This is a genomic window from Fictibacillus aquaticus (assembly GCF_002245695.1).
GTDB classification, from domain to species: domain Bacteria; phylum Bacillota; class Bacilli; order Bacillales; family Fictibacillaceae; genus Fictibacillus; species Fictibacillus aquaticus.
The window spans coordinates 499649-525386 of the sequence record NZ_NOII01000002.1 but is presented as its reverse complement, the minus strand read 5'-3'; the positions used below and the strand labels follow the sequence as shown (position 1 = coordinate 525386).

The 25738-nt window shown below is 44.2% G+C and carries 28 protein-coding genes, 1 riboswitch and 1 other annotated feature; of the genes, 16 read left to right on the top strand and 12 right to left on the bottom strand.

Going from position 1 to position 25738, the window contains the following annotated elements:
- Positions 1–524 precede the first annotated feature (524 nt).
- Complete coding sequence (locus CGZ90_RS10490) at positions 525–1220, top strand: hypothetical protein (protein WP_094252438.1); 696 nt, start codon at positions 525–527, stop codon at positions 1218–1220.
- Here CGZ90_RS10490 and CGZ90_RS10485 read toward each other — a convergent pair.
- Positions 1202–1807, bottom strand: coding sequence for a DNA-3-methyladenine glycosylase (locus CGZ90_RS10485; protein WP_094252437.1), 606 nt, complete (start codon positions 1805–1807; stop codon positions 1202–1204). The two genes, CGZ90_RS10490 and CGZ90_RS10485, sit on opposite strands and share 19 nt — an antisense overlap.
- Positions 1808–1964: 157 nt before the next feature.
- Between CGZ90_RS10485 and CGZ90_RS20740 the strand changes: the two genes are divergently transcribed.
- The 3 genes from CGZ90_RS20740 to abbA all read left to right on the top strand — a co-directional run bounded on the left by CGZ90_RS20740 (position 1965) and on the right by abbA (position 2762).
- Complete coding sequence (locus tag CGZ90_RS20740; RefSeq protein WP_165766831.1) at positions 1965–2126, top strand: hypothetical protein; 162 nt, start codon at positions 1965–1967, stop codon at positions 2124–2126.
- Between the two features lie 105 nt (positions 2127–2231).
- Positions 2232–2420: a Fur-regulated basic protein FbpA gene (locus CGZ90_RS10480; protein ID WP_094252436.1), complete on the top strand. Its 189-nt coding sequence runs from the start codon at positions 2232–2234 to the stop codon at positions 2418–2420.
- A 153-nt stretch (positions 2421–2573) separates the two neighbouring features.
- Positions 2574–2762 carry an antirepressor AbbA gene (gene abbA, locus CGZ90_RS10475; RefSeq protein ID WP_094252435.1) on the top strand — a complete coding sequence of 63 codons (189 nt, stop codon included), beginning with the start codon at positions 2574–2576 and terminating at the stop codon, positions 2760–2762.
- Positions 2763–2861: 99 nt separating this feature from the next.
- Here abbA and CGZ90_RS10470 read toward each other — a convergent pair whose 3' ends face one another.
- Positions 2862–3074, bottom strand: coding sequence for a hypothetical protein (locus CGZ90_RS10470; protein WP_094252434.1), 213 nt, complete (start codon positions 3072–3074; stop codon positions 2862–2864).
- A gap of 206 nt (positions 3075–3280) precedes the next feature.
- On the opposite strand from CGZ90_RS10470, the gene CGZ90_RS10465 reads away from it, so the two are divergent.
- From CGZ90_RS10465 to ytkD, 3 genes are all read left to right on the top strand, one after another.
- Complete coding sequence (locus CGZ90_RS10465; protein ID WP_094252433.1) at positions 3281–3568, top strand: holin; 288 nt, start codon at positions 3281–3283, stop codon at positions 3566–3568.
- An 88-nt stretch (positions 3569–3656) separates the two neighbouring features.
- Complete coding sequence (locus tag CGZ90_RS10460; RefSeq protein WP_094252432.1) at positions 3657–4175, top strand: hypothetical protein; 519 nt, start codon at positions 3657–3659, stop codon at positions 4173–4175.
- A 123-nt stretch (positions 4176–4298) separates the two neighbouring features.
- Positions 4299–4772 (top strand): RNA deprotection pyrophosphohydrolase, encoded by a 474-nt coding sequence (gene ytkD / locus CGZ90_RS10455; protein ID WP_094252466.1) that lies wholly within the window; start codon positions 4299–4301, stop codon positions 4770–4772.
- A gap of 7 nt (positions 4773–4779) precedes the next feature.
- On the opposite strand, the gene CGZ90_RS10450 is transcribed toward ytkD, so the two are convergent.
- From CGZ90_RS10450 to CGZ90_RS10440, 3 genes are read right to left on the bottom strand one after another with little or no spacing between them, the layout of a single operon-like run.
- The gene (locus CGZ90_RS10450) at positions 4780–5583 is read right to left on the bottom strand and encodes an ABC transporter permease (protein WP_240515406.1); all 804 of its coding nucleotides are present in this window, start codon (positions 5581–5583) and stop codon (positions 4780–4782) included.
- Complete coding sequence (locus CGZ90_RS10445) at positions 5561–6340, bottom strand: ABC transporter ATP-binding protein (protein WP_094252430.1); 780 nt, start codon at positions 6338–6340, stop codon at positions 5561–5563. The genes CGZ90_RS10450 and CGZ90_RS10445 overlap by 23 nt, the downstream gene beginning before the upstream one ends.
- A gap of 23 nt (positions 6341–6363) precedes the next feature.
- Positions 6364–7371, bottom strand: coding sequence for an ABC transporter substrate-binding protein (locus tag CGZ90_RS10440; RefSeq protein WP_094252429.1), 1008 nt, complete (start codon positions 7369–7371; stop codon positions 6364–6366).
- 107 nt (positions 7372–7478) lie between these two features.
- On the opposite strand from CGZ90_RS10440, the gene CGZ90_RS10435 reads away from it, so the two are divergent.
- Positions 7479–8285, top strand: a complete 807-nt coding sequence (locus tag CGZ90_RS10435) for an alpha/beta hydrolase family protein (protein ID WP_094252428.1) — start codon at positions 7479–7481, stop codon at positions 8283–8285.
- Positions 8286–8571: 286 nt separating this feature from the next.
- Positions 8572–9294 carry an Imm26 family immunity protein gene (locus CGZ90_RS10430; protein WP_094252427.1) on the top strand — a complete coding sequence of 241 codons (723 nt, stop codon included), beginning with the start codon at positions 8572–8574 and terminating at the stop codon, positions 9292–9294.
- A gap of 134 nt (positions 9295–9428) precedes the next feature.
- Here the strand turns inward: CGZ90_RS10430 and CGZ90_RS10425 are convergent, their stop codons facing one another.
- From CGZ90_RS10425 to pckA, 3 genes are all read right to left on the bottom strand, one after another.
- Positions 9429–10037 (bottom strand): TetR/AcrR family transcriptional regulator, encoded by a 609-nt coding sequence (locus CGZ90_RS10425; RefSeq protein WP_094252426.1) that lies wholly within the window; start codon positions 10035–10037, stop codon positions 9429–9431.
- Positions 9991–11262 carry an MFS transporter gene (locus tag CGZ90_RS10420; RefSeq protein WP_094252425.1) on the bottom strand — a complete coding sequence of 424 codons (1272 nt, stop codon included), beginning with the start codon at positions 11260–11262 and terminating at the stop codon, positions 9991–9993. The genes CGZ90_RS10425 and CGZ90_RS10420 overlap by 47 nt, the downstream gene beginning before the upstream one ends.
- Before the next feature lie 175 nt (positions 11263–11437).
- On the bottom strand, positions 11438–13024 hold the full coding sequence (pckA, locus tag CGZ90_RS10415) for a phosphoenolpyruvate carboxykinase (ATP) (protein ID WP_094252424.1): 1587 nt from the start codon (positions 13022–13024) through the stop codon (positions 11438–11440).
- A gap of 286 nt (positions 13025–13310) precedes the next feature.
- Positions 13311–13419: riboswitch (SAM riboswitch) on the top strand.
- A 153-nt stretch (positions 13420–13572) separates the two neighbouring features.
- Here pckA and metK point away from each other — a divergent pair.
- Positions 13573–14778, top strand: a complete 1206-nt coding sequence (metK, locus tag CGZ90_RS10410) for a methionine adenosyltransferase (protein WP_094252423.1) — start codon at positions 13573–13575, stop codon at positions 14776–14778.
- Between the two features lie 65 nt (positions 14779–14843).
- Here metK and CGZ90_RS10405 read toward each other — a convergent pair whose 3' ends face one another.
- Positions 14844–16160, bottom strand: a complete 1317-nt coding sequence (locus tag CGZ90_RS10405; protein ID WP_165766830.1) for a UDP-glucose dehydrogenase family protein — start codon at positions 16158–16160, stop codon at positions 14844–14846.
- Positions 16161–16438: 278 nt separating this feature from the next.
- On the opposite strand from CGZ90_RS10405, the gene CGZ90_RS10400 reads away from it, so the two are divergent.
- Positions 16439–16822, top strand: coding sequence for a VOC family protein (locus tag CGZ90_RS10400; RefSeq protein ID WP_094252421.1), 384 nt, complete (start codon positions 16439–16441; stop codon positions 16820–16822).
- Here the strand turns inward: CGZ90_RS10400 and CGZ90_RS10395 are convergent.
- Positions 16800–17321 (bottom strand): gamma carbonic anhydrase, encoded by a 522-nt coding sequence (locus CGZ90_RS10395; protein WP_094252420.1) that lies wholly within the window; start codon positions 17319–17321, stop codon positions 16800–16802. The two genes, CGZ90_RS10400 and CGZ90_RS10395, sit on opposite strands and share 23 nt — an antisense overlap.
- Positions 17322–17399: 78 nt before the next feature.
- On the opposite strand from CGZ90_RS10395, the gene CGZ90_RS10390 reads away from it, so the two are divergent.
- Both CGZ90_RS10390 and CGZ90_RS10385 read left to right on the top strand, forming a co-directional pair.
- Complete coding sequence (locus CGZ90_RS10390) at positions 17400–18182, top strand: alpha/beta fold hydrolase (protein ID WP_094252419.1); 783 nt, start codon at positions 17400–17402, stop codon at positions 18180–18182.
- Positions 18183–18234: 52 nt separating this feature from the next.
- On the top strand, positions 18235–19302 hold the full coding sequence (locus tag CGZ90_RS10385) for a tetraprenyl-beta-curcumene synthase family protein (RefSeq protein ID WP_094252418.1): 1068 nt from the start codon (positions 18235–18237) through the stop codon (positions 19300–19302).
- A gap of 57 nt (positions 19303–19359) precedes the next feature.
- Here CGZ90_RS10385 and mnmM read toward each other — a convergent pair whose 3' ends face one another.
- Positions 19360–19932 (bottom strand): tRNA 5-(aminomethyl)-2-thiouridylate-methyltransferase MnmM, encoded by a 573-nt coding sequence (gene mnmM, locus CGZ90_RS10380; RefSeq protein WP_094252417.1) that lies wholly within the window; start codon positions 19930–19932, stop codon positions 19360–19362.
- A complete protein-coding gene (mnmL, locus tag CGZ90_RS10375) occupies positions 19929–20894 on the bottom strand; it encodes a tRNA modification radical SAM protein MnmL/YtqA (RefSeq protein ID WP_094252416.1) in 966 nt (321 codons plus the stop codon). Before mnmL ends, mnmM begins: the two co-directional genes overlap by 4 nt.
- A 159-nt stretch (positions 20895–21053) precedes the next feature.
- Here mnmL and CGZ90_RS10370 point away from each other — a divergent pair, with 159 nt between their 5' ends.
- The 3 genes from CGZ90_RS10370 to leuS all read left to right on the top strand — a co-directional run bounded on the left by CGZ90_RS10370 (position 21054) and on the right by leuS (position 25733).
- A complete protein-coding gene (locus tag CGZ90_RS10370; protein WP_094252465.1) occupies positions 21054–22253 on the top strand; it encodes an MDR family MFS transporter in 1200 nt (399 codons plus the stop codon).
- Between the two features lie 29 nt (positions 22254–22282).
- The gene (locus CGZ90_RS10365; protein ID WP_094252415.1) at positions 22283–22948 is read left to right on the top strand and encodes a site-2 protease family protein; all 666 of its coding nucleotides are present in this window, start codon (positions 22283–22285) and stop codon (positions 22946–22948) included.
- 86 nt (positions 22949–23034) lie between these two features.
- Positions 23035–23262 (top strand) — a binding site (T-box leader).
- Between the two features lie 50 nt (positions 23263–23312).
- Positions 23313–25733 carry a leucine--tRNA ligase gene (gene leuS, locus CGZ90_RS10360; RefSeq protein WP_094252414.1) on the top strand — a complete coding sequence of 807 codons (2421 nt, stop codon included), beginning with the start codon at positions 23313–23315 and terminating at the stop codon, positions 25731–25733.
- Positions 25734–25738: the final 5 nt, after the last annotated feature.

Below are 25738 nucleotides of genomic sequence, written 5' to 3'. Positions count from 1 at the left end.
TTCAATGCTTAATACATGAGAAATTTTTTTGATTGATACTTTATCACAGTCGCTTAATCATCTCGAATCCATCATTGGTAAAGTTGATCGGAGTGTATGGTGCCGACTCCTCGAAAATGAAGGTCACATGTTCTTCGTGCGATGTCTTGCTAGTAGCCTTCCTTATCCAGCGGGATCAGTGGGACAGGTGAGACCCCTCATGGCGCAAAGCGGCGAGGGGGCTCACTTGTCTAGCAGAAAACGGCTAGCCCCTCGAGGTCAAAAGGGCAAGTGTCCAATAAGTCAAAGACCGACTTATCGGCCCCTTTCCCTTTTGCTTGTCGGGGCTGAATGAGCCGACCCGTGCTTTTCGCCGCGCCCCGCGGAAAGCTTGCATCTGGAACGTAGATCAACCTCTTCTCTGATTTCTTTTAAGGCGTAGATATTTATAATAATAGGCAATTAAAAAGATTTGAGTAAAATTATCCCATCATCATCCTATTCATGGTAGTATTTAAAAAGAGAATAATACAGGGGCTGATTTCTTGGATCGTTTAGCAGAATTATTGGAAATTACATTAAAAATTATATCTGTCAAAACAATGGATGTTATTTATCCTGTTTACAAGCTTGGAGAATATTTAGGCGGATTCTTTGCCTTCCGTTTTGCTGCCGTTCTTCTAGGACTGTTTATCGTGCTGCGTATCATGGAAAAGGCAGCTGAATATTATGCTCTTCATAATTTTATACATAAAAAAATGGTCACCCCATCAGCTGGCTCTGCTGAATACAAATTATTCCTTTCTCATGTTTGGGAATACGAAACGTCAAAAGGAATCGTTGCTAACCATAAAACAGCAAGAAGCAGGCTGCTTCGATTTAATAAAGAAGAATTAAACTCTATTCAGGCTTACTTAAAAACGAGAAGGCGCACCGTGAATCGTTCGCTTTTATATATCCTTAGTGCTTCATTCACTGCAGGAGTACTGTCTGCTTATGTATCTGAATGGGCATATTCAAATGGATTAGACAGGGAGTTCTTTTTGAAGACCGCTCTTTTTACTGCCGTCTGGTACCTTATTTTTGAACTAAGACAGCGCAACAAGCTGCATCAAATAATTCAGATGACACATTCTGTTTCGGAAACTATTTCTTTACTTGAAGAAGATCACCATATTCCTTCTTATGAAGGTGATCATGAAGTTTACTCCTCTCGCGGAGGTCATATTCTGGACACGTAAGGATTTCCTTTCAGCCAGAATCTCCATGGATAGAATGCTGCTTCTTCTGCATAAGAAACGTTAATTCTCGGACCCGCCTCAATCATGCTGGCGGGTATTTTTTTGTGTTCTTTTAAAAAGACTGGACCTTCATTCAGCTTTATTCCGTACAAATCAAGTCCAAGACCCATCGCTTTGCAAAGTTTACCTGGACCGCTTGTAAGATTCAAAAGAATTTTATTTGGATGAGGAAGCTTCTTGTGTGATGAATATCTTCTTTCCTTCATTAAATCGATTCCTTTTAAAGGCTCAATTGCTCTTATCAGGACAGCTTCCGGCTTGCCGGGAGGACCTGAGACAATGTTGAAGCATACATGCATACCGTAAATGAAATACATATAAATATGGCCGGGCGGGCCGAACATAACTTCAGTACGCTTTGTCCTTCTGTCTCCATAAGAGTGAGCAGCTCTGTCTTCGGGGCCCTTATAAGCTTCCGTTTCAACTATGATTCCCGATGTTATGCCTTCAGCGGTTTGATGGATTAGTTCCATGCCGATCAAGGATTTTGCGAGAGTGAGAGTGGGCTGTGACAAGAATGTGTTCAAAGCTTCTCCTCCTTCGTATAATTTCGTGAAGTATACACAGTATAAATGTAAGTCTATGTTCTATTGTTACCTTTTGTCATAAGTTAGCAAACGAGAAAAAAAGGGAAGCATGATGTAAACGAAGAATATGTAAGCATAACAAAAGAGGAGGGGTAAAATGGACGGCTGGGTACAAGCATCAGGGATATACGAAAATTTATCGAAAAGACGCTATGAATATTGGCATGTAAGCCAGCAGGGAGTTAAAACGATGGTTTCGTGGCTGTGCTGGAATGCTCCGTCATCTGTTTATGAGCAATGGAAAAATTCAGTTTCATGAATAACTTGCTTTTCTTGCCCCGCCTTTTTTGGCGGTTTTTTTATGCTCCAGCGTTTATCAGAGTTCAAGAGTGGAGATAATGTTGGAAAAAAACCGGAGTGAACAATGATGGAATTCGAAAAAGGAATGTTAAGAAGAGCGGTTGAAGGGCGAAAAGCTTATTTAATACAGCAGCTAATCCATAAAGGAACGCATGGTATTGAGGATCACCGCCATCTGCAAGATTGGACATTATCTGAACTCGAAAGAGAATGGCGGCAGAACAGCAGTCAGGACCATGACCTTTTAGGATAATATAATCATTTATTTTACCTCTAGTGAGGAAGTTGGATTGTTTCGGCAAATAGCGACAAAGACGTGTTCGTGTACAGTTACCAGAATTTTCGTAAAGCACTTCACCTGCCCGCACAGTATAATAAAAGAAGCAGGCTGAAGGGGTGATTATATATGGAAAATGTCCGGTTTACATCACAGGAAAAAGAGTGTCTTATTGAAGCGCTTTTGAACCAAAGATATGCGCTGGAAATTGTAGATGCAGAGCTGACAGACTTAGAGAACGGTAACACGCCGATGGATGAAGAGAAAGCGAAAAATTTATATAAGCTTTACAAGAAGCTACATAACATCAGGGCTTAAGCCAAAACCCCGTATCTGCTGGATACGGGGTTTTTTTACATTTAAAAAGTAGATTAAATATGGCTGACACTTATAGGCCAGTCGTCAGCCAAACTTTTATTAAGAATCAAGAAGCCCTTTACGGCGTGCTTCCATCCGCCATTCTGCTTCTTTTACAATCCTCTTTGGCAGCTTGCCTCGGTTTTTAAGAAATGACCAGTAGGTTAAGTATTGATCCGGCCTTTTTGGCGGCGCTACTTTTCTGGCATATTCCCACCATGAGACTTTATTGGACTCCAGCTGAATGAGGTAAAGATCGTCCTTTTCTCCCATGAAACTCACTCCAGTCTTACATTCTTTTTCCATAGTATGTTCCAATATAAAAGGAATAACACTATTTCCAACAAATATAGTGTATGCGTCGAATTTCGTCGTGTGAGGGCTAAAAGTCTTTGCATAAAAGAAGAGGATACATCAAATCTAGGTGGAATCTTTTCTTAAAGACTTTTATTTCATTTTTTTACTATAGGAGGTCAGCCATGGAGGACGTATTGCTTTTCGCATCGTTTCTTGCGCCAGTCGTAACAGGATTGGTAGAACTGGCCAAACGGACGATTTCGATCCGTAAGAAATATATACCCTTATTCAGCTTTTTTACCGGTATTGCTGCAGGTTTGCTCGGATACCCGTTTGCCGAAATGCCAGTTGAAATGAGAATCTGGTCAGGCGCGATCGCAGGGCTAGCTGGAACAGGGCTTTATGAAATCGGAAAAGCAGGAAGAAATGGTGGTAAAAACAAGCAAAAGTCTTCGCAATTGAAAGGATAAATACATTTTTTCACAAAAAAAGGGTTTAGATCTTGTGGGACAAGGAATACATTATAGTAATAAAACAACGAAGAGGCGGTGGGTTTCATTGAAAAAGTTAGTTGCCCTTATTGCAGTTCTTGCTATTACATTTGTGCTATCACCTAACCTGATTCATGACTCCTCCAAAGATACCGGCACAATGGTGCTTGGAGAAAAAACGGCAGTAGCTGAAGATACGCCTAAAAACACTCAGCTTAATCCTGAGGTCCTTGCAGCAGAATTTATGAACAGGCTTAAACAGAAGACAGACGAAAATTACAAAGTACTGCGTTTCAAAAATAAAAGCGGTCTCATTCATTATATAAGTGAAGTATCGAGCCCTAAAGTGGCTGCCTATTATGTAAACGGCCTCTATGAAGAAAAGGATGGCGCACTGTATGTTATTCCGACTGAACTGCCGCCATGGTTTGAGGAAGGGAAACCGTTTGAAACGGTCAAGATAAATGAAAATTCTTATCACATTGTTCAAAAAAACAGCAGTGATTTATACGGCAGCTATGAGATTACGCTAGGTGCTGAGAAAAAGAAAGATAAATGGATCATCACATTTGTTCATGTAAAGTAAGCAAGGATTTTTTTGCTCAACATCTTGCCATACTAGAATGAATAAGCTTTCATTCAAATTGGACTTTATGACGCCGCTTATTTAAAATAGAGGAAATGATTCAGATGGAGCAGGAAAATGGAGATTATGACATTCAAAGATTATTATGACAACACTGTTCAGCTTTCGTTCACCGATCACCCTTTTTCTACCGATCCGAGGCATGTCTGGGTATTGTGTCGATTTAAGGAGCAATGGCTGCTGACTGAACACCCAAGGCGTGGGATTGAATTTCCAGGGGGCAAGGTAGAACCCGGTGAAACAGCTGATGATGCAGCTGTTAGGGAAGTATTCGAGGAAACAGGCGGTCACGTTGCTGAACTTCGCTATCTCGGACAATATCATGTGGATGGAAAAGGCGGACTCATTGTAAAAAACATATATTTCGCCACTGTTGATAAGCTTCTAATTAAACAGCGCTATTACGAAACGAACGGACCTGTATTGTTTGAAGAGCTTCCTGAAGGTTTTCAGACGGACAAAAAATTTAGCTTTATGATGAAAGACCAGGTCCTCCTCGAAAGCATGAAATACTTAAAAGAGAAAGAACTGGTCTGATTAAAGCTTAACGGCTGCGGATCAGTTTTTTTTCGATTTGTTCAACTAGCTGATACATAATGGTCGCAAGGAATGCGATCATGACAAGGCTCAGCAGAACAAGTGTAAAATTAAACACTTGGAATCCATAGATGATCATATAACCGAGACCCTGTTTTGAAACAAGAAACTCCCCAACGATTACCCCGACCCAAGAAAGCCCCACATTAACCTTTAAACTTGAAACAATGGTAGGAAAACAAGCGGGGAGGATGACTTCAAAGAAACATTGCTTCTTTGTTCCTCCAAAAGACTGGATAACCTTTAAATAGTTCGGATCTACATTTCTGAATGCTGTATAAACGACAATGGTTGTGATGATGACTGAGATCAGGATTCCCATCGCGATGATTGAGCCCATGTTTGGTCCAAGTGCTACGATGAGGATTGGTCCTAGGGCAACCTTAGGCATGGCATTTAAAATAACAAGGTAGGGGTCCATCACTTTAGAAAAGAGGGGTGACCACCAGAATAAAGCAGCAAGAACAGTTCCAAACAAAGTCCCCAAAATAAAACCAAGTATCGTTTCAAAAAGGGTGATTCCAGTATTGACTAAAAGTGAGCCGTCAGCCATTTTTGTTATAAAAAGGCTGAAAATCCTTGATGGTGAACTGAAAAGAAGCGGATCGATCATTTCCGTTCTTGAGCTTATTTCCCAAAAAGCAAAAAAGCCGATAAATATAGCGAACTGCATGAGCCGTACGATCCAGTTTTCTTTTTTTGCTTTTTTTAAATAACGAGCATGTGCACTATTCACTGTCGTTTTGTTCAATTTGCTCCAGCTCCTCCCATATTTGCTGAAAAAGAAGGGGGAAGTCTGCATGCTGCCTTGCCTCAAAAGGTGACAGTCTTCGTAAAGATAGAGGGACCTGGAATGTACAGAAAAGCCTTCCCGGGTTTGTTGAAAGGAGGACGATCGTATCACTCATGGCAATAGCTTCGCCGATGTCATGAGTAACGAGTACGGCTGTTTTTTGGTTTTTTTTCAATGTAGCAGATACTAAGTCTTCGAGCTTCAGCTTCGTCTGGTAATCTAATGCGGAAAACGGCTCATCGAGCAGCAGCAGGTGAGGCTTCGTCGCAAGCGTACGCACGAGGGCGATACGCTGCCTCATACCTCCTGAAAGCTGTGAAGGATACTGGTTTCGCGTATGATAAAGACCGGTCTGCTTTAGAAGAGAGAAGACTTCATTTTTTTTATCAGCAGTCAATTCTTTTTTCAGCTTTAACCCAACCAGAATATTTTCTTCAATCGTCTTCCATGGAAACAAATAGTCCTGCTGAAGCATATATCCGATTTTAGGATGCGGGCCAGTGATTTTCTCGCCTTTCAGCAGTACCGTTCCACTCGTAGGACGAAGCAAGCCGGAGATGATGGACAGAAGCGTTGATTTGCCGCAGCCACTTGGGCCAAGGAGGGAGACGAACTCCCCCTCTTTAACTGACAGCGAGATATCTTCTAGTGCGGGTGTGGCCGAATGCTTTGTAAAATAGATCTGCCCGGCCGATTTGATTTGCAGGAAGGCCACCAGGTTTACCCCCTTCTCTGTCTCTATTTAACAGCGTTTTCCGCCAGTTTCGTGTTCACCAGCTCTTCATGCTTCACTTCTTTTGGAAGCTCTCCTGCTTCTTTCATAATGTTTTGCAGGTTGTTCCATTCTTCTTCATCGAGGATCGGGTTTAGCGCAAAGCTGTGCTGGCTCTTATATCGATCTACGACAGTTTCAATTAGTTCAATCGTGGTATCCTCAAAATAAGGAGCGATCACTTTCGCGGTTTCTGCTGCTGTGTGGTTCTCCACCCAAAGCTGCGCTTTATAAATCGCTCTTGTAAACTTTTGCATGGTCTCACGGTTTTCTTTCAAATAGCTTTCCTTGCTCATAAACGTGGTGTATGGGATCTTGCCCGATTCTGTCCCGAATGAAGCTACGATATAGCCGATGCCTTGCTGCTCAAAAAGAGAAGCGGTCGGTTCAAATAGCTGTACATAGTCTCCAGTTCCGGAGGCGAAGGCGTTGGCGATATTAGCAAAATCAATGTTCTGGATCATCGTCAGGTCATTCTGCGGGTCTATGCCATGTTTCTTAAGTCCGAATTCACCGGCCATCTGCGGCATTCCGCCCTTGCGCTGGCCGAGGAAAGTGGATCCGTTCAGCTGATCCCAAGAAAAGAATTCTGGTTTCTTCCTTGCGACTAGAAACGTACCGTCGGTCTGAGTCAGTTGTGCGAAGTTGATAACCGGATCTTTTGTGCCCTGTGCGTACACATAAATGGATGTTTCAGAGCCTACGAGCGCTACGTCAGCTCCGTTGGAAAGAAGTGCTGTCATTGTCTTGTCGCCGCCCCATGTTGTGGTCAGCTGTACATCAAGCCCTTCTTCTTTAAAAAACCCTTTTTCAATGGCAACATATTGGGGAGCATAAAATATAGAACGCGTGACTTCAGCGACACGGACTTTTTTCAAGGAATCGTTCTTATCCGTGCTGCAGCCTAAAAGCAAGGAAGAGAACAGAGCGGCAACACTGAGGAACACGAACAGCAATCTTAATTTTCTCTTCATGAAGATCCTCCTCTTACATCAAGATGCGGGTTTTTACCCTTATGAGATACAATATGTTTTTTTATAAAATGTGTGTTTGCCTATAGCTGTGAAAGGAGGAGGAGTATATGAAGGACGGCACAATGATTGAGAAACAGCGCTTTCCGTCACCTAGTCCACATATCTCGCTTTATAAAGTGACGTACTGGAGCAGCGGTTTGCAGGTGAAGGGGCTGCTCGCACTGCCAAAAGCAAAAGGGAAGTTTCCAGGGCTTCTTTATTTAAGAGGTGGCATAAAAAAAGTAGGAATGGTCCGCATCGCCCGTATCGTCCAGTTTGCTTCACAAGGCTTTGTCGTCATGGCGCCTTTTTACAGAGGAAATGAAGGCGGGGAGGGAAATGAGGATTTCGCGGGTGATGATAGAGAAGATGCGTTTTCAGCGTACGAGCTGCTAAAGCATTTGCCGCAAGTAGAATCATCAAACTTGCATGTGTTCGGCTTCTCGCGCGGCGGTCCGATGGCGTTGTTTACTGCGATGGAATATCCAGAAATAAAATCTGTCGTAACTTGGGGCGGTGTGACGGATATGGCGTTAACATATGAGGAAAGAGTGGATATGCGGCGGATGATGAAGCGCGTCATAGGGGGAACGCCAGAAAAATATCCAGAGCGATACAAATGGAGGTCTCCCGTATATGATTGTGAAAAGCTAAGTGCTCCTCTGCTTGCCATTCACGGCATGAGAGATGAGAACGTTTCTGTCGGGCATACTCTGATGATGAAGCAATGCCTGAGGGAACTCGGCAAGCCGCATGAAACGTGGATTTATCCTCAGTTTCACCATGCGTTCCCGCCGCTTGAGAACCGGATGATCACTATGGCACTATGTGATTGGATGAAGACGCAAGCCAAAGAAAAGAGTCCTATTCTTTAAATATTTGGTTCCGTTTTTACGTGCTTTATTGATAATGACATTAAAAATGACGTGTGAATTGGCACACGTCATTTTCCTTATTTATTAAGGTTTTTAAGCATTTCATCGGTTTTGACATAGCAGTTGGCATTATATCTTATAATGGACAATAACTATATAGCTTTCGAGTTCAAGGTCACTTGTGCTGTCGGTAATGTCGTTTTCTAATTAAAACTAAGAGCCAGTTTACTTTAATAACAAAATTGCTTTTAATCTAATCACTATTTCTTTATAAGGAGTAAAACTAATGGAATCATCTCTTCTACTTGGAAAAATAACTATTAACTTCCCCAATTATACTTCAAAGGAGTTTTTTATATTCGAGGACTTGGCAGAACTGTTTAATATCGAGACTAATTATGAAGCTGCCAGATATATAAAAAAGAAATTAACGGATAACGGTATTACCAAGAACGTATCTATTGATCACGAGAGCGGCTTTGTTTCAATTCGAACTAAAAGTCATAGTTTGATTTTAGACATAGCCATTTTAATAAATGAAATAGCAAATGTTTCATTAGACAATCAAACAATAAAAGAATTGAACAATACATTAAATTCAGTAAAACTCCCTAAAAAACAAAAATGGGGATTCGGAGATGTTTTTTCAATCCCACTTGAAGATGGAACCTATTACTTTGGTCAAATTGTAGAATTAATTGAATGTACATTCCCAATATGTGTAGTTTTCAACTTAAATAAAAGCGAAGTAGAAATGCCTACCCTTCAAGAACTGATTTCTTCTGAAATAATAGCTGCTGCAAGCATCAGTTCATTTTATTTAGATGATTTTACTTATAAAGTTATTTTAGCGGCAGAACCTTTAGTCCAGATCCAAGAAAAAATTAGACGTGACCCAATAAGGAGAATACAGTACCACGACTCTATTTTCATTGATTTTTGCACTGATTTTAAAAAGAAATCGCCAAAGTCGTATTCGATTACGGATAACATCCAATATGTAATATAACAAGTTCTTATAAACCCGGTGCTTTAGTTCAATAAGAACGGATAATCTATAACAAAGAAAACTCGCCATTTTAGTGCGAGTTTTGCTTGTATTATAGGCTATTTAAGTTGTCAAAATGGTTGTCGTTTGTGTGCTTACTTAACTCCAAGCATTGATCCCAAATGACCGAGGAACAGGTCGATTTGTTCATCTGAGTTTAATTCCTGTGATTTTAAAAAGATACTTTCAATGCTTAAGCCATCAAAGAATGTAATGTAATATCTAGCTATGTGATGGACAGGCGCGTTTGGTGAAAATTCACCCCGTTTGATACCCTCGTTTATTAGGCTGCATAGAAAGTCCGATGCCCATTGATAGCGGCGCTGTAAAAACTCTTTCGCATTGCTGGAATTCCGGCTTAAGATATTAAATTCGACTTGTGCTGCTGCAAACTGATTATCGGAATGTTCTGCGTTCTTAAAATCCAGGACTATCATTTTTATCGTGTCCCAGATCTTGTTTTGGCTGATGAGCGTATCCAATTCATTGCTGGACTGCTGTTGTTTATGTTCAAGTAAAGAAATGAAGAGGTCCTCTTTATTCGCAAAATAAGAATAGACCCCGCCCCTGCTCATGCCCGTTGCTTCAATCACATCCTGCATGACAAATGCTTCATAACCTTTCTCGGTGAAAATTTCCTTTGCTGCGGTTAATATGCTAAGCCGTCGTTGTTCCTTGTGTTCTTCTGATACTTTCGGTGCCATGAACCTCACCCTTTTCCAAAAACTTTCTTAAACATAAAGTCATTATACCAATAAAGACAAGTCCTGAGCCTGAAAGCAAAAACAGGGGAAGGACGCCAGTCATGTTGCCGATGATGCCGCCTGCGAGCGGTCCGATTATTGCAGCAAGCATACTGACGCTCCCCACTGTGCCGAACACACGCCCGCTCATCTCTACAGGTGTCTTTTTCTGAACTGCTGTTTGAAAAGGAATGAACATAAAACCTGCTCCGAACGAAGCGAAAAATACAACGGATGCCGACCAGAAATAAGGAAAGGGAAGCTGCAAGTAAGTAAAGTATCCGGTAAGGCCAAAGCCTGCACCGAGAACGGTAATGCCTGCACCCATCGCCGCAGCTGGTTTTTTGATATCAAGCTTTGTTAGAAGGATGCCGGAAACAAGGAACCCTGCACCAGAAGCTGTCATTACAGCTCCAATGAGCCCTGGCGATACTTGTTTCAGTTCGCGGAATAGTGTAACAAACTGTGAATCGGCGAGCTGGATGACGAACATCGTGATAAACATCAGTAACATGCCATAAAAAATGAAGAGAATGCCTTTAATAAAGGTTATACTCTCTGAAAAGTCTCGCCAGAAAGATGCCATTCCGTTTTCTCCACCTTTTTTCTGGGAGGAAGCTTTACGGACCGGCAGCTTAATCAAAAGCATGGCTGATAAAAAGTACGTTGCTGCATCAATAATAAAAATCGTCTGTGAACCGATAAATGTCATCAGCATTCCGCCGGCAGCAGGACCAACAATTTTTGTGCCGTTCTCTATGATCGAGCTGATAGAAGATGCTTGCTGCATATGCTCATCAGGCACGATTTCCTTCAGCTTCCCGTTTTTAGCGGGATTAAAAAGGGCAGAGAACACACCGAGCAAAAACAATAGGATATACACGTGCCAAACTTTTGTTGCTGTGATTAGGAGCAGGATAACAGCAGCTCTTGCAAGGTCTGAACCGATCATCAGCCACTTTCGCTCTCCACGATCAGCCAATACTCCTGCGACAGGACCTAATACCGTCATCGGAAGAGCAAGAGATAAGAGAATGAGTGACATCTCTAAAGGCGTGGCGTTCCATTTAAGACCAGCCATTGTGAAAACAGCCATGATCGACAGCCAGTCTCCAAGGTTGGAAACGAGCTGGGCGGAAATTAAGTACCGGTAAGAGGTGAGAGACAACAAAGGTTTGCTAGTCATAATTTTCCTCCTTCAAATTAAAACGACATCAATGTCATTATTATAAATGACGTTGATGTCGTTTTCAACCTATTTATGGTAATTATCTTCCCGGCGGAATAGAAATTACTTCAGTGACATGAAGAGAGAATAAATTCAGGCAAAAAAAAAGCCGCCATTACAGCGGCTTTCTTATTTATGCGATTGGTCCTGCGTTCTTGATGTCTTGTGACACGTTGCTGAACTTCTCGAAATTCGCTTTAAACTTCGCAGCAAGTTCTTTCGCTTTCTTTTCGTACTCTGCTTCGTCTGCCCACGTTTTTGCCGGCTGAAGCACTTGATCTGGAACACCAGGGCAATGGACTGGAATGTGCAATCCGAAGATCGGGTCAACGACTGTTTCCACAGTCTTAAGCTCGCCGATCAAGGCTGCCTGCACCATCGCGCGCGTATAGGCAAGATTCATACGGCTTCCGACACCGTACTCTCCGCCGCTCCAGCCTGTGTTCACTAAGTATACGTTCACTTCATGCTGATCGATCTTATTGCCAAGCATTTCCGCATAGATTGTAGCTTCCATCGGCAAGAAAGGTGCACCAAAACATGTAGAGAATGTTGCCTGAGGTGATGTGACGCCGCGCTCAGTTCCTGCAAGTTTGCTCGTATAGCCTGAAAGGAAATGGTACATAGCCTGTTCCTTCGTCAGCTTGCTGATTGGAGGCAGTACCCCAAACGCATCCGCGGTCAAAAAGATGATCGTATCAGGATGGCCAGCCACACCAGGAATCATAACGTTTGGAATCGCGTCGACCGGGTAGGCCGCACGTGTGTTTTCTGTCAGTGTTGAATCATCATAGTCGCTGATGCGCGAGTCGCTGTCCACCATGACGTTTTCCAGCACGCTGCCAAAGCGAATAGCGTTCCAAATCTGCGGCTCTTTTTCTTTTGAGAGATTGATGCATTTTGCGTAGCATCCGCCTTCAATATTGAATACGCCTGTGTTTGCCCAGCCGTGCTCGTCATCACCGATCAGACGGCGGTTAGGGTCTGCAGAAAGAGTAGTTTTACCTGTTCCAGAAAGGCCGAAGAACAGGGCAACATCGCCTTCACCGCCAACGTTTGCTGAACAGTGCATAGAAAGGATGCCATCTTCAGGCAAAAGGTAGTTCATTACCGAGAACACCGATTTTTTAATTTCTCCTGCATATTCCGTCCCGCCGATGAGGATGATTCGCTTTTCGAATGATATAATAATAAACGTTTCAGAGTTTGTTCCATCTTCAGCAGGGTTTGCGAAGAATCCAGGAGCTGAAATAACAGTAAAGCCTGCATCGATGCTGTTCGCTTCTTCAACGCTGTTCGGTCTAACAAACATCTGATGTGCAAAAAGATTGTGCCAAGCGTATTCGTTGATTACTTGTATAGGAAGACGGTAAGCGTGATCGGCACCCGCATAGCCTTTAAAAACGAACAGCTCTTCTTTGCTGCTCAAATATGCCAGAACTTTTTTGTAAAGGCTTTCAAACTTTTCCGGTGAAAAAGGCTTGTTTACTTTGCCCCAGTCGATTTTAGCTTTAACCGATGCTTCTTCAACAATGAATTTATCTTCTGGAGAACGGCCTGTATATTTCCCGGTAGTCGCACGAAGCGCTCCTGTGGAAGTAAGTATACCTTCGTTACGGAGCAAAGCTTTTTCTACAAGAACAGGTACTGGCAGGTTCATATGTGATTGCGGGCTGTTTACCAATTCATTTAAAGAATTCGTGGATTCTACAGTATTCATATAAGGCGATACCATCCTTTATCCTAAGTTTTTATCCTCAATTAGTATAACACATTGATTTAAATAATGTATACTATTTTATTGCCTGCATCATAAAAAGTTCGTAAAATGGGCAGCTTATTTAAGATATTGAACTTTTTTTTGAGCATGATTGTACTAAGTGAAGTTTTCCTCATTAAAAGGACCCCAAAACGTGCTCAACATATCGAAAAAAGAATGTTCTCCTCATAAGGAGAACTTGTTGACACTGCGGGTTAACTGCGCTATCATAATTTCCGAACGGCTACTCTTATTCCGAGTAGGTGGAGGGACAGGCCCTATGAAACCCAGCAACCTGCACTCATTAGCGAGTGAGAAGGTGCTAACCTGCAAGGTGAATACCTTGAGAATAAGAGGTGAAGGCATGGAATTGAATCCTTTTCCCTCGCTTCTTTAAAACAGGGGAAGGTTTTTTTTATGCCCTAAATCAGTTAGCGGAATATATATATTTGTTATATAGAGGAATAAAGTACCGTATCTATTTTTTTCAATTTAAGGGAGGACCTCAATTGTCTAAGAAAGTAAGCCGCCGTTTATTTACATCCGAGTCTGTAACAGAAGGACATCCGGATAAAATTTGTGACCAGATCTCAGATGCGATCCTAGATGAGATTTTAGCTAACGACCCTAATGCGCGTGTAGCGTGTGAAACGTCTGTAACAACAGGACTAGTTCTTGTTGCTGGTGAAATCACGACTTCTACTTATGTAGATATCCCTAAAGTCGTTCGTGAAACAGTTAAAGAAATCGGATACGACCGTGCAAAATACGGATTCGACTCTGAAACTTGTGCAGTTTTGACTTCCATCGATGAGCAGTCTGCTGACATCGCGATGGGTGTTGACCAGGCGCTTGAAGCTCGTGAAGGTTCTATGACAGATGAAGAAATCGAAGCGATCGGAGCAGGTGACCAAGGTTTGATGTTCGGTTTTGCCTGCAATGAAACACCTGAGCTTATGCCGCTTCCAATCTCTCTTGCACACAAACTTTCTCGCCGTTTGACGGAAGTACGCAAGAGCGAAGAGATTCCTTACCTTCGTCCAGATGGAAAAACTCAAGTAACAGTTGAATATGATGAAAACGATAAGCCTGTCCGTATCGACACGATCGTTATCTCAACACAGCACCACCCAGAAAACACACTTGAAGAAATTCAGGCTGACATTAAAGAAAAAGTCATCAAGCCAGTTGTACCAGCTGAATTGATCGACGAAAACACAAAATACTTTATCAACCCTACTGGCCGTTTCGTAATCGGCGGACCTCAAGGTGATGCAGGACTTACTGGCCGTAAGATCATCGTTGACACATACGGCGGATATGCTCGCCACGGCGGCGGTGCATTCTCTGGTAAGGACGCGACTAAGGTTGACCGTTCAGCAGCATACGCTGCACGTTATGTAGCGAAGAACATCGTTGCATCTGGTCTTGCTGATAAAGTAGAAGTTCAGCTTGCTTACGCGATCGGTGTAGCACAGCCTGTTTCTATTGCTGTTAACACGTTTGAAACAGGAAAAGTGGATGAAGAAGTTCTTGTTGAGCTAGTACGCAACAACTTTGACCTTCGTCCTGCCGGCATCATCAAGATGCTGGACCTTCGCCGTCCTATCTATAAGCAGACAGCTGCATACGGCCATTTCGGACGCACAGATATCGAGCTTCCTTGGGAGCAGACAGACAAAGCTGCTGCACTTAAAGAACAAGCAAAAGCATAATAAACACACGAAACGCCCCTCTATCCATAATCAGGATTGAGGGGCGTTTTTATAATAATAATTTTTTATTTTATCTTATTAGCAGTGAGAAGGGTGTTTACCCTTTGCCTGCCGACAGAATCATAGTATAAAGGGAATTCTCTGCTCAGTTTTTTCATTTCTTTAAGCTGAAACATGTTGCGCCCGTCGACGATGACAGGGCTTTTTAGTTTATTCAGCATTTTAGGTTTTAGAATCTCCCTGAACTCATCCCACTCCGTCATGATAATAGCTGCATCACAGCCTTCGAGGCAATCAAGAAGAGAAGGAGATTTTACAGCGCCCGCTACAGGGTTGTCACGAACGAGCGGATCATAAACATTCACATCTGCACCAAGCAGCAGGAGCTGTTCTGCGGCCGATACAGCTGGAGAGGAACGAACATCATCTGTCATCGGCTTAAATGAAAGGCCAAGGACAGCTATTTTCCTTCCGAGAAGCCCACCAAAAACGGTGCTTAATTTGCGCAACACGGCTTTCGCTTGATTTTCATTAATGTACAGCGTTTCACGAATGAGAGGAAGCTCTTCGTTCAATTCTGTGCCGATGCTGGCCAATGCACGAAGATCCTTTGGAAAACAAGATCCGCCAAAACCTGCGCCTGCTTTTAAAAAATCTTTGCCTATCCTGCTGTCACTGCCGATTCCGCGTTCGATATCCTCGATGTTTGCGCCGGTTTTTTCAGCCAGTCCCGCCATCATGTTCATGTATGAAATCTTCATCGCAAGAAACGTGTTTGCGGCATATTTAGTAAGTTCAGCGCTCTCCCGGTTCATTTGAAGTTTTGGGCAGTCCCACTGCTTATACAGCTGTAAAACTTCAGTGCCTGTCTCATCATCATCGGAACCAATGACGATGCGGTCAGGGAAAAGAAAGTCCTGCACAGCGTTGCCCTGTCTTAGAAATTCAGGATTGCTGACAAAAGTAATGCGATGCTCTATGTTCATTGTCTCAGATAGCTTTTCCATCAAGCGCCCTGTTCCAGGAGGCACTGTGCTCTTAATGATGACGATTTTGTCCGAGTCGGCATACCTGCAGATCGTCTTGACCGCAGATTCAAGAAAGCTTAAATCCGCTTCTCCGTTTTTTGCCTGTGGAGTGCCTACACACAGAAATAGATAACGGCATGATGTGACGAGCTCTTTAGCTGTCTGAATATATGTTATATGCTGTTCAGCGAGAAGCTTTTCAAGGCCAGGTTCGAATATCGGCAAGCCTCCAGCAGTTAATGTTGCGATTTTTTCTTTTGAGGTGTCGTGAACCGCTATATCCAGTCCTCGCGACGCGAGGCCGGCGGCTGTAACGAGACCAACGTAGCCTGCTCCAAAAATGCCTGCTTTCACTCGTTTCACTCTCCCTTATGGGGTAATACTTAGATTTTTCTCGAAAAGCACTTCTTCGTATTGTACCAGCAGGTTTCATTAAATGGTAGACCAAGATAGTGTTTGTGGATAGTGCCTTGAAATTCTCGGACTGCTAATAAAACGAAGCGAAAACATACATAGAAGAGTCAGGTAAGTTTGATTGAATTTGTTTAGCTTTTGCCAAGGCGATTCAGTGCCTTATAGCGGCGCACTATGATAAAATGAGGTTCACAAAATGAAGCGCAGGGGGAATAAGAATGTATGAAGGCATCCACCATGTGTCGCTGCTTGTTCGGAACATTAACGCAGCAAAAGAATTTTATGAGGAAGTGCTAGGGTTTACTATGTCTCAAGAACGGCCGGCGTTTGATTTTCCAGGTGCGTGGTACGATATCGGGAACACACAGCTGCATCTTATCGTCCATGAAAAAGGGACTGCAAGAAGAGAGACAGCTGACATTGACAGCCGGGATGGACACTTTGCGGTCCGGGTTAACGATATGGCTGCATTGATCCTCCGTCTGGAGGAGTACGGGGTTTCTTTTAAAAACAAACCCCGCAACAAAACTCCATGGCATCAAGTGTTTGTGAGCGATCCGGACGGGAACTTAATCGAGTTTAACGCTCCTGTTTCTGAATAGATTTATAATACTGTCCTTTTTCCTCGTATTCTCGGCGGATTCTTGCCATGTCAGCGAGATCTTCTTCTGTCAGGTCACGGATGACCTTCGCAGGCCTTCCGAAAGCCATGCTTCCTGCGGGAATCTTTTTGCCGGGAGGAACGAGGCTTCCGGCTCCGATAAAGGCCCCTTCGCCTATTTCAGCTCCGTCAAGGATGAGTGAGCCCATCCCGATCAAGGCATTCTTTCGTACAAAGCAGCTGTGGAGAATAACCGAATGTCCGACTGTCACGCCATCTTCGAGGATGAGGGGTCTGTTCGGACTCTGGTGAAGAACAGAGTTGTCCTGTACGTTTACGCGATCTCCGATGATTGTAGGAGATACATCACCCCGGATGACTGTATTAAACCAGATTGAGCTGTATTCGCCGATCACAACGTCACCAGTGATTGTTGCGTAATCCGCTATAAAGGCGCTTTCGGCAATTTGTGGTTTTTTATTATGATAGTGATAGATCATGAACACACTTCCTGTCTTCTAAGATGGATACGATAAAAGTGTAGCAAACGGTTACAGTAAAGAGAAGGGGGTACAGATATGTGGACTTGGAATTCAAACGCCGAACAAATTAAAGGAACGGTCGTCCTCGTTCATGGGGCAGGTGAATACCACCGCCGCTATGAATGGGTCATCAGCAAGCTTAACGAGTCGGGTTACCATTGCGTTATGGGGGACCTTCCTGGTCAGGGTACTACAACAAGAAGACGCGGCCATATTGATGCATTTGATGATTACATTGAAACAATTGAAGGTTGGGTGTATACAGCTGCAGGCTTTGGATTGCCTGTGTTCCTTTTCGGCCACAGCATGGGAGGGCTCGCTGTCATCCGGACACTTATGGAAAAAAAGATGCCAGTGAGAGCTGTAGCACTGTCTTCACCTTGCTTAGGGCTGGTCAATCCTCCGTCAAAAGGGAAAGAAGCGCTGTCTCTCGTTCTGAATAAAATAGCGCCTTCGGTTAAATTTGCGACGAACCTTCCAGCAGGAAGCGGTACAAGAAGCGAAGAGATGAGATTGAGAGACGAAGGTGATGTTCTTCTTGTCAAAAAAGTTTCGGTCCGATGGTATCGGGAGCTGACGTTAGCCATTAAAACGGCAATAGAAGGTTATAGAAAATTTCCTGATGTCCCGCTGCTTGTCATGCAGGCAGGAAACGATCTGATCGTGGACAAATATTCAGTAAGGCAATGGTTCAGTGCGATTGACTTAAGTGAAAGAAGCTATAAAGAGTTTCCAGAGCTGTATCATGAAGTGTTGAATGAGCCAGAACGTGAAGATGTTTATAGTTATTTAGAAAACTACTTAAAGCTGCATAGTTGATATTCGTCAGGGGAAGGTAATGAAGTAAAGAAAAAGCAGAGGAGTATGCTTCATGAATTCGATTCCTACGCATCCTGTCGCTTTAATGTACAAAGTTTACAAAAAAATCTTCCCTTCAGTTCATGCTTTTTTAAGCCATTGGAAGAGCGAGGCAGAGAATATCCCGGATCCTGAACTCCGAAAACAGGCACTCGCAAGCATTAGTTCTAAGACTTTTCATTGTGAAGGGGGATCAATCTTAGCCCTTACTGCCGGTAAATACCAGGAAAAGGCTGTAAAATTTATCGTGGCGTACCAGACAATCAGTGATTATCTTGACAATTTGTGCGACCGAAGCACGTCGCTTGATGATAAAGATTTTTCTGCCCTTCATGAATCGATGGGGGATGCGCTCACTCCAAGTGCGAAGGACACGAACTATTACCGCTTCAGAAAAGAGCAGAATGACGGCGGGTATCTACAAAAGCTTGTTGCGGAGTGCCAGTCTGTTATTACTGAAATTAAAGGCTACGAAAAAATCTCCGCCTTCCTGCATGAACTTGCTTCGATCTATTGTGATCTGCAGATACATAAGCACGTGATCGTCACGGAAAGAGTGGAGAGACTGCAGAAGTGGTTTGAACAGCACAAAAAAAATCTGCCGCCGATGAGCTGGTATGAATTTTCAGCATGTGCCGGCTCCACACTCGGGATATTCTGCCTGATCAGCTATGCATTTGCAGAAGATTTTACCGAAAAGCAGGCGTCGCAGATCAAAACGGGTTATTTTCCGTGGGTGCAGGGGCTGCATATCCTTCTTGACTATTTTATCGATCAAGATGAAGACAAGCGTGGAGGAGATCTGAATTTTTGTTCGTTCTACAGCTCTAATCAAGAGATGCTGGACAGGCTTGCCTACTTTATCAGACAGGCGGACAGCAGTTTGTCGCAGCTGCCGCACTTTCGGTTTCACCGTCTCATTCACAGAGGCCTTCTCGGGATCTACCTTGCCGATCAGAAAGTGAAAGAGTGCCCTGCTGTTAGAAAAGCAGCATCTAAGCTCGTTCGGCTGGGCGGAACGGTATCACTATTCTTTTATATAAACAGGCGGATTTATCAAAAATTAAAGCCGTCATTGTAATCCGAAATCTAGCAGCAAAGAGGCTGTGACCATCATGGTCACAGCCTCTTTGCTGTTTTATCTTTTTTCGATCGCAATGATAAACGGCGGGGAGTTCTTTTGGTTTATAAACTGATATTTCAGCACGTGCGCTGCATTCTGATCGATCTCTGAAACAAAGGACATCACTTTGTCTTTCTCGGTCTTTCCTTGTTCATGACCGTGATAGATGACTAGGACGATGATGCCGCCGGGCTTCATCCAGGAAAGCAGCTGTTTCACTGCATCGATAGTGGAATTTCCTGTGGTAGTGATTTGTTTATCCCCGCCAGGCAGGTATCCAAGATTAAAGACGGCGCCGGTGAGCTTACCGAAGACTGAAGATGGAAGCACTGACTGAAGCTCACTGTGGCTGCAATGAAAAAAAGTGACGTTGCTGGCGGCAGATTGTTCATTCAGCCGTTTTTTTGCGTTCTCAATCGCGTCTTGCTGGATATCAAACGCAAAAACATGGCCGCTGCTGCCGACTAACCGTGATAAAAACAAAGTATCATGGCCGTTTCCGCATGTTGCGTCCACCACTGCGTCACCATCGCCAGCCGCTTTTGCAAGCAGTTCACGGGCGAAAGGGAGAACTCCTGAAAGCTTCATCTCAGCACATCCTTTGCCGGTTGATAATATTTTCCTTGAAAGCTGCCCCGCCGCTCAAGCTCTGCACCGATCTCGTTGAGCACTTTCCACTTGTTCGTGCTCCACATCGGCCCGATCAATAGCTCAGGCGGCCCGTCACCTGTCAGGCGGTGAATCATTAAATCAGGCGGAAGGACTTCAAGCTGGTCGCAGACGATCTGAATATAGTCGTCAAATTGTAAAAACTCTACCAGTCCTTGCTCATACTGCTTCACCATCGGCGTTTTTTTGAGGAGATGAAGCAGGTGGATCTTGATACCCTGTACATCGAGCTTCGCGACTTCTCTAGCCGTTTCCATCATCATTTCAGGTGTTTCAAGAGGAAGACCATTGATGATATGAGCGCAGACAGAGATATTGTGTTTTCTAAGCTTTTGAACTCCTTCTATGTAAACGGAGTAATCATGTGCCCGGTTGATCAGAAGAGCGGTCCTCTCGTGTACTGTCTGAAGTCCAAGTTCTACCCATAAGTAAGTGCGTTTGTTCAAATCTGCTAGATATTCGACAACATCATCCGGCAGGCAGTCTGGGCGGGTAGCGATCGCCAGCCCGACAACTCCTTCTTGGGCAAGGACTGTTTCAAAAAGCTCTTTCAGCTTTTCGACCGGAGCATACGTATTCGAGAAAGCCTGAAAATAACCGATATATTTTCCTTTTTTCCATTTACGGCTCATGCGTTCCTTCACGGTGTTAAACTGGGTGATGATATCATCTCTGCGGTCGCCGGCAAAGTCGCCGGAACCACTCTGAGAGCAGAATGTACATCCTCCGTAAGCCGCATTGCCGTCACGGTTCGGGCAGTCGAAACCGCCGTCGAGTGTGATTTTTATGATCTTTTCGCCAAAATGCTGTTTTAAATGTTCGTTCCATGTATAGTAAGGCTTGTCGCCGAAGTAAGCCGGCTTTTCCATTAATGAAGTCATTGATCATTGTACTCCCTTCCAGCGCAGCAAAAAAACGCCATATAGCATTGTAGCATGTACATAAATCCCCCGCCAATGGGCTGGCAAGAAACAAAAATTGTAATATGGCCGAAAAAATTCTACAATACATAAGGATGCAAGGGGGAACATGAAATGAAAATGCCGGGGCGTGTCTGGCTGCTTATTGTTGGCATGGTTTTAAATGTAACAGGCTCTTCTTTCCTTTGGCCTGTTAATACGATTTATATGGTAGAAAATCTTGATAAATCTCTCACAGCCGCAGGAATCGTACTTATGCTGAACTCAGGTGCTGGCATACTCGGGAACCTGATCGGCGGGACGATGTTTGACCGTTTCGGAGGATACCGGACTATTCTTGGCGGTGTTTCAATAACATTTACATCTTCTATTCTATTAATATTCTTTCATACGTTCTATGCTTATGCCGCTCTTCTGTTCGTTATCGGCTTCGGTATGGGTATCACGTTTCCGTCCATGTATGCGATGGCGGGAACAACATGGAAAGAAGGCGGAAGAAAAGCGTTCAACGCTATCTACATCGCGCAGAATGCTGGTGTGGCAGCAGGTGCTGCTCTTGGAGGCATCGCTGCTTCTTATTCTTTTACACTATCTTTTGTTTCGAATGCAGTGCTCTCGTGTTCGTTCTTTCTGCTCGTTTTCTTTGGTTTTAAGCATATGGACGGGGACAGGGCGATAGCTTCTGTGTCTGGGCCGCTTAAAAAAGATACTGCGGCACTGTTTAAAAATCCTGGCTTTCAGTCACTTCTCATCCTTTGTGCAGGATACTTATTTGCCTGGATCGGATATGTTCAATGGCAATCCTCCATTGCGGCTCATACCCAAGATATGGGGGTAAGCGTTAAGCTTTACAGTCTTCTTTGGACTATAAATGGTGCCCTGATCGTTCTCGGGCAGCCATTGGTCAATCCTTTGCTTAAAAGATGGATTCCGTCTGTCAAAGCACAGATCATGGTTGGATATGTCATCTTTGTCGTTTCCTTTTTGGTAATCGCTGATGCAGCAGACTTTTCAGGGTTTCTTGCTGGAATGATCATATTAACGGTCGGTGAAATGCTTGTTTGGCCTGGGATACCATCCATAGCAGCAGAGCTCGCTCCGCCAGGCCGTGCTGGATTTTATCAAGGAGTCGTTAATAGTACAGCGACGGCAGGAAGGATGATCGGACCGCTGTTTGGCGGTTTGATCGTGGATGTATTTCATATTCGCATCCTGTTTTATACGCTTATCGTTTTCCTTCTATTCTCGTTTGTTTTCACACAAGTGTTTGACAGAAGGACAAAAAGTAATAGAGAAGCAGCTGCTGAAATGCAGTTTTGAACAAATATACTGCTAGAGGAGAGAGTGCGTTGGAAGGTTTCTTTAGGTTTTCACTCGAAGAACTGCCATTTATTATTATTTCACTTGTTGTTGCGTTTACCATCCACGAATGGGCTCATGCTTATACGGCATACAAGTGCGGGGACAGCACCGCTAAAAATCAGGGAAGGCTGACGTTCAATCCTGCCTCGCATATCGATCCTCTCGGGGCGCTGCTTATTCTGATTGTCGGTTTTGGCTGGGCAAGGCCTGTTCCGGTTGACAGGAGGAACTTTAAGCGTCCGCACCTTTACGGGATTCTCGTTTCGGCAGCGGGCCCTGTCAGTAATTTATTCATTGCTTTCTTAACCTACTTGCTGCTGTTCATTCTCGATTCATCCAGTTTGATGCCGATGTCAGGCAAGGGAGCGGAGTTTGTTTCATCTCTGCTGTCAACGATGCTTCATTTGAACATCGTTCTATTCTTGTTCAACCTGCTGCCTTTTCCGCCGCTTGACGGCTACCGCATCCTTGAGGATCTGGCTCCAGAGAATATACGTTCCAAAATGATGCGCTATGAATCGTTTGGTGCGGTGCTTTTCCTGCTGATCGTTCTGACTCCGCTTGATCAGTATGTCATATATCCGATTTTTGACGCAGGTGTTCCATTTGTGGTGAATACACTGTACGACATTATATCTCCGCTGTTTATCTAGCGGGCTATCAGGCAATAATAGTGCAGGGTGTTCTTGACAATTAACGCTTCAATTCATACAATACAAAGTAACATCATATTTAATGTTTAATAACGATGACAGGAACCAGTAGGATATGGAAGGGTTTTAGAGAGTTGGCGGAAGGTGCGAGCCAATCCTGTACCATATTTGAACTCATCCTCTAGTTGCAGGCGTGAACCAGGAGTAGTGTCTGCCGTATGCCGCGTTAAGGCTTCCAGAGTGAACGCAAATTTTGCGTTAATGAGGGTGGTACCGCGGAATTGTGTATGTTTTCACAGCCTTTCGTCCCTAATGTTTTATATTAGGGGCGGAAGGCTTTTTATATTTTAAGGAGGAACAATCCATGTATTACAATCACAAAAAGATTGAAAAAAAGTGGCAGTCCTATTGGGAAGACCACAAAACGTTCAAGACAAAGGATGAACTCGGCAAGAAGAAGTTTTATGCGCTTGATATGTTTCCGTATCCATCGGGAGCCGGCCTGCATGTAGGGCATCCTGAAGGCTATACGGCGACAGATATCTTATCACGCATGAAGCGGGCGCAAGGTTATAATGTCCTCCATCCGATGGGCTGGGACGCATTCGGACTTCCTGCTGAGCAGTACGCGCTTGATACTGGCAATGATCCAGCAGAGTTTACGGAGCAGAACATTAACACGTTCCGCCGCCAGATCAAAGAGCTCGGTTTCTCTTATGACTGGGACAGGGAAGTGAACACAACAGACCCTGACTATTATAAATGGACACAATGGATCTTCCTTCAGCTTTATAAAAAAGGACTTGCTTATGTCGCGGAAGTGCCTGTGAACTGGTGCGAGGCACTCGGCACAGTGCTCGCTAACGAAGAAGTGATCGACGGAAAAAGTGAGCGCGGAGGCCACCCGGTCGTGCGCAAGCCGATGAAGCAGTGGATGCTTAAAATCACTGAATATGCAGACCGTCTGCTTGAGGATCTTGAAGATCTTGACTGGCCTGAAAGCTTGAAAGACATGCAGCGCAACTGGATCGGCCGTTCTGAAGGAGCGGAAGTTACATTTGATGTTGAAGGGCACAATGAAAAGGTAACGGTATTCACTACTCGTCCGGATACCCTGTATGGCGCAACTTATTTAGTGCTTGCACCAGAAAGTGCATTGGTCGATATCATCATTTCTGATGCTCAGCGTGAAGTCGTTGAAGTGTATAAAAAGCAGGTTGAAACGAAATCTGATCTGGAGCGTACGGAGCTTGCTAAGGAAAAGACAGGTGTATTTACAGGTGCTTATGCTGTACATCCTGTAACCGGTGAAAAGCTTCCAATCTGGATCGCGGATTATGTACTTGCAAGCTATGGAACTGGTGCAATCATGGCAGTTCCTGCTCATGACGAGCGTGATCATGAATTTGCTGTAAAGTTTGAACTTCCGATCATCGAAGTAGTAGAAGGCGGCAATGTGCAGGAAGCTGCCTATACAGGCGACGGCGCGCACGTGAACTCTGGCTTCCTTGATGGTCTTGGCAAAACAGAAGCGATCGAAAAAATGAACGGATGGCTTCAGGAAAACGGAAAAGGCGAGAAGAAGGTGACATACCGTCTTCGCGACTGGCTGTTCTCCCGTCAGCGCTACTGGGGCGAGCCGATCCCGATCATTCACTGGGAAGATGGTACGATGAGCGCGGTTCCTGAGGAAGAGCTTCCGCTTGTATTGCCTCCAATGACAAACATCAAACCTTCAGGCACTGGTGAATCGCCGCTTGCGAACCTTCCTGAATGGGTGAATGTAACAGATCCTAAAACTGGGAAAAAAGGCCGCAGGGAAACGAACACGATGCCTCAGTGGGGCGGCAGCTGCTGGTATTACCTTCGTTATATTGATCCGAATAACAGTGAAGCCCTCGCTGATCCTGAAAAATTAAAACACTGGCTGCCGGTCGACATCTATATTGGCGGAGCAGAGCATGCGGTACTTCATCTTCTTTATGCCCGTTTCTGGCACAAGGTGCTTTACGATCTTGGCGTCGTACCGACAAAAGAACCGTTCCAGCGTCTGTTCAACCAGGGGATGATTCTTGGCGAAGGCAACGAGAAGATGAGTAAATCTAAAGGGAACGTTGTAAATCCTGACGAGATCGTTCTAAGCCACGGTGCGGACACTCTCCGCTTGTACGAAATGTTCATGGGTCCTCTTGATGCATCGATCGCATGGAGCACGACAGGACTTGACGGTGCACGCCGATTCTTAGACCGTGTGTGGCGCTTGTTCGTGACTGAAGGCAATGAAGAGCTACACAGTCATATTAAAGAAGCTGCTGGTTCGCAGGAGTTTGAGCGTACGTACCATCAGACCGTGAAAAAGGTAACAGAGGATTTTGAAAACCTTCGCTTCAACACAGCGATCTCTCAGATGATGGTGTTCGTGAACGAAGCTAACAAGCAGGAAGTGCTTCCTCAATCCATGATGGAGGGCTTCGTTAAGCTGCTATCCCCAATTGCACCGCATATGGGCGAAGAGCTTTGGGAAAAGCTTGGACACAGCGGCTCAATCTCTTACGAAACATGGCCAGCATGGGATGAAGCAAAGCTTGTTCAGAACGAAGTAGAGATTGTCGTTCAGGTGAACGGCAAGCTGAAAACAAAAATGACCATTTCTGCTGATCTTGGCAAAGATGAAATGGAAAAAGCAGCATTAGAAGAAGAGACAGTGCAAGCAGGGATCGAAGGAAAAACGATTCGCAAAGTCGTCGTTGTTCCTGGCAAGCTCGTCAATATTGTAGCGAACTAAGGAGG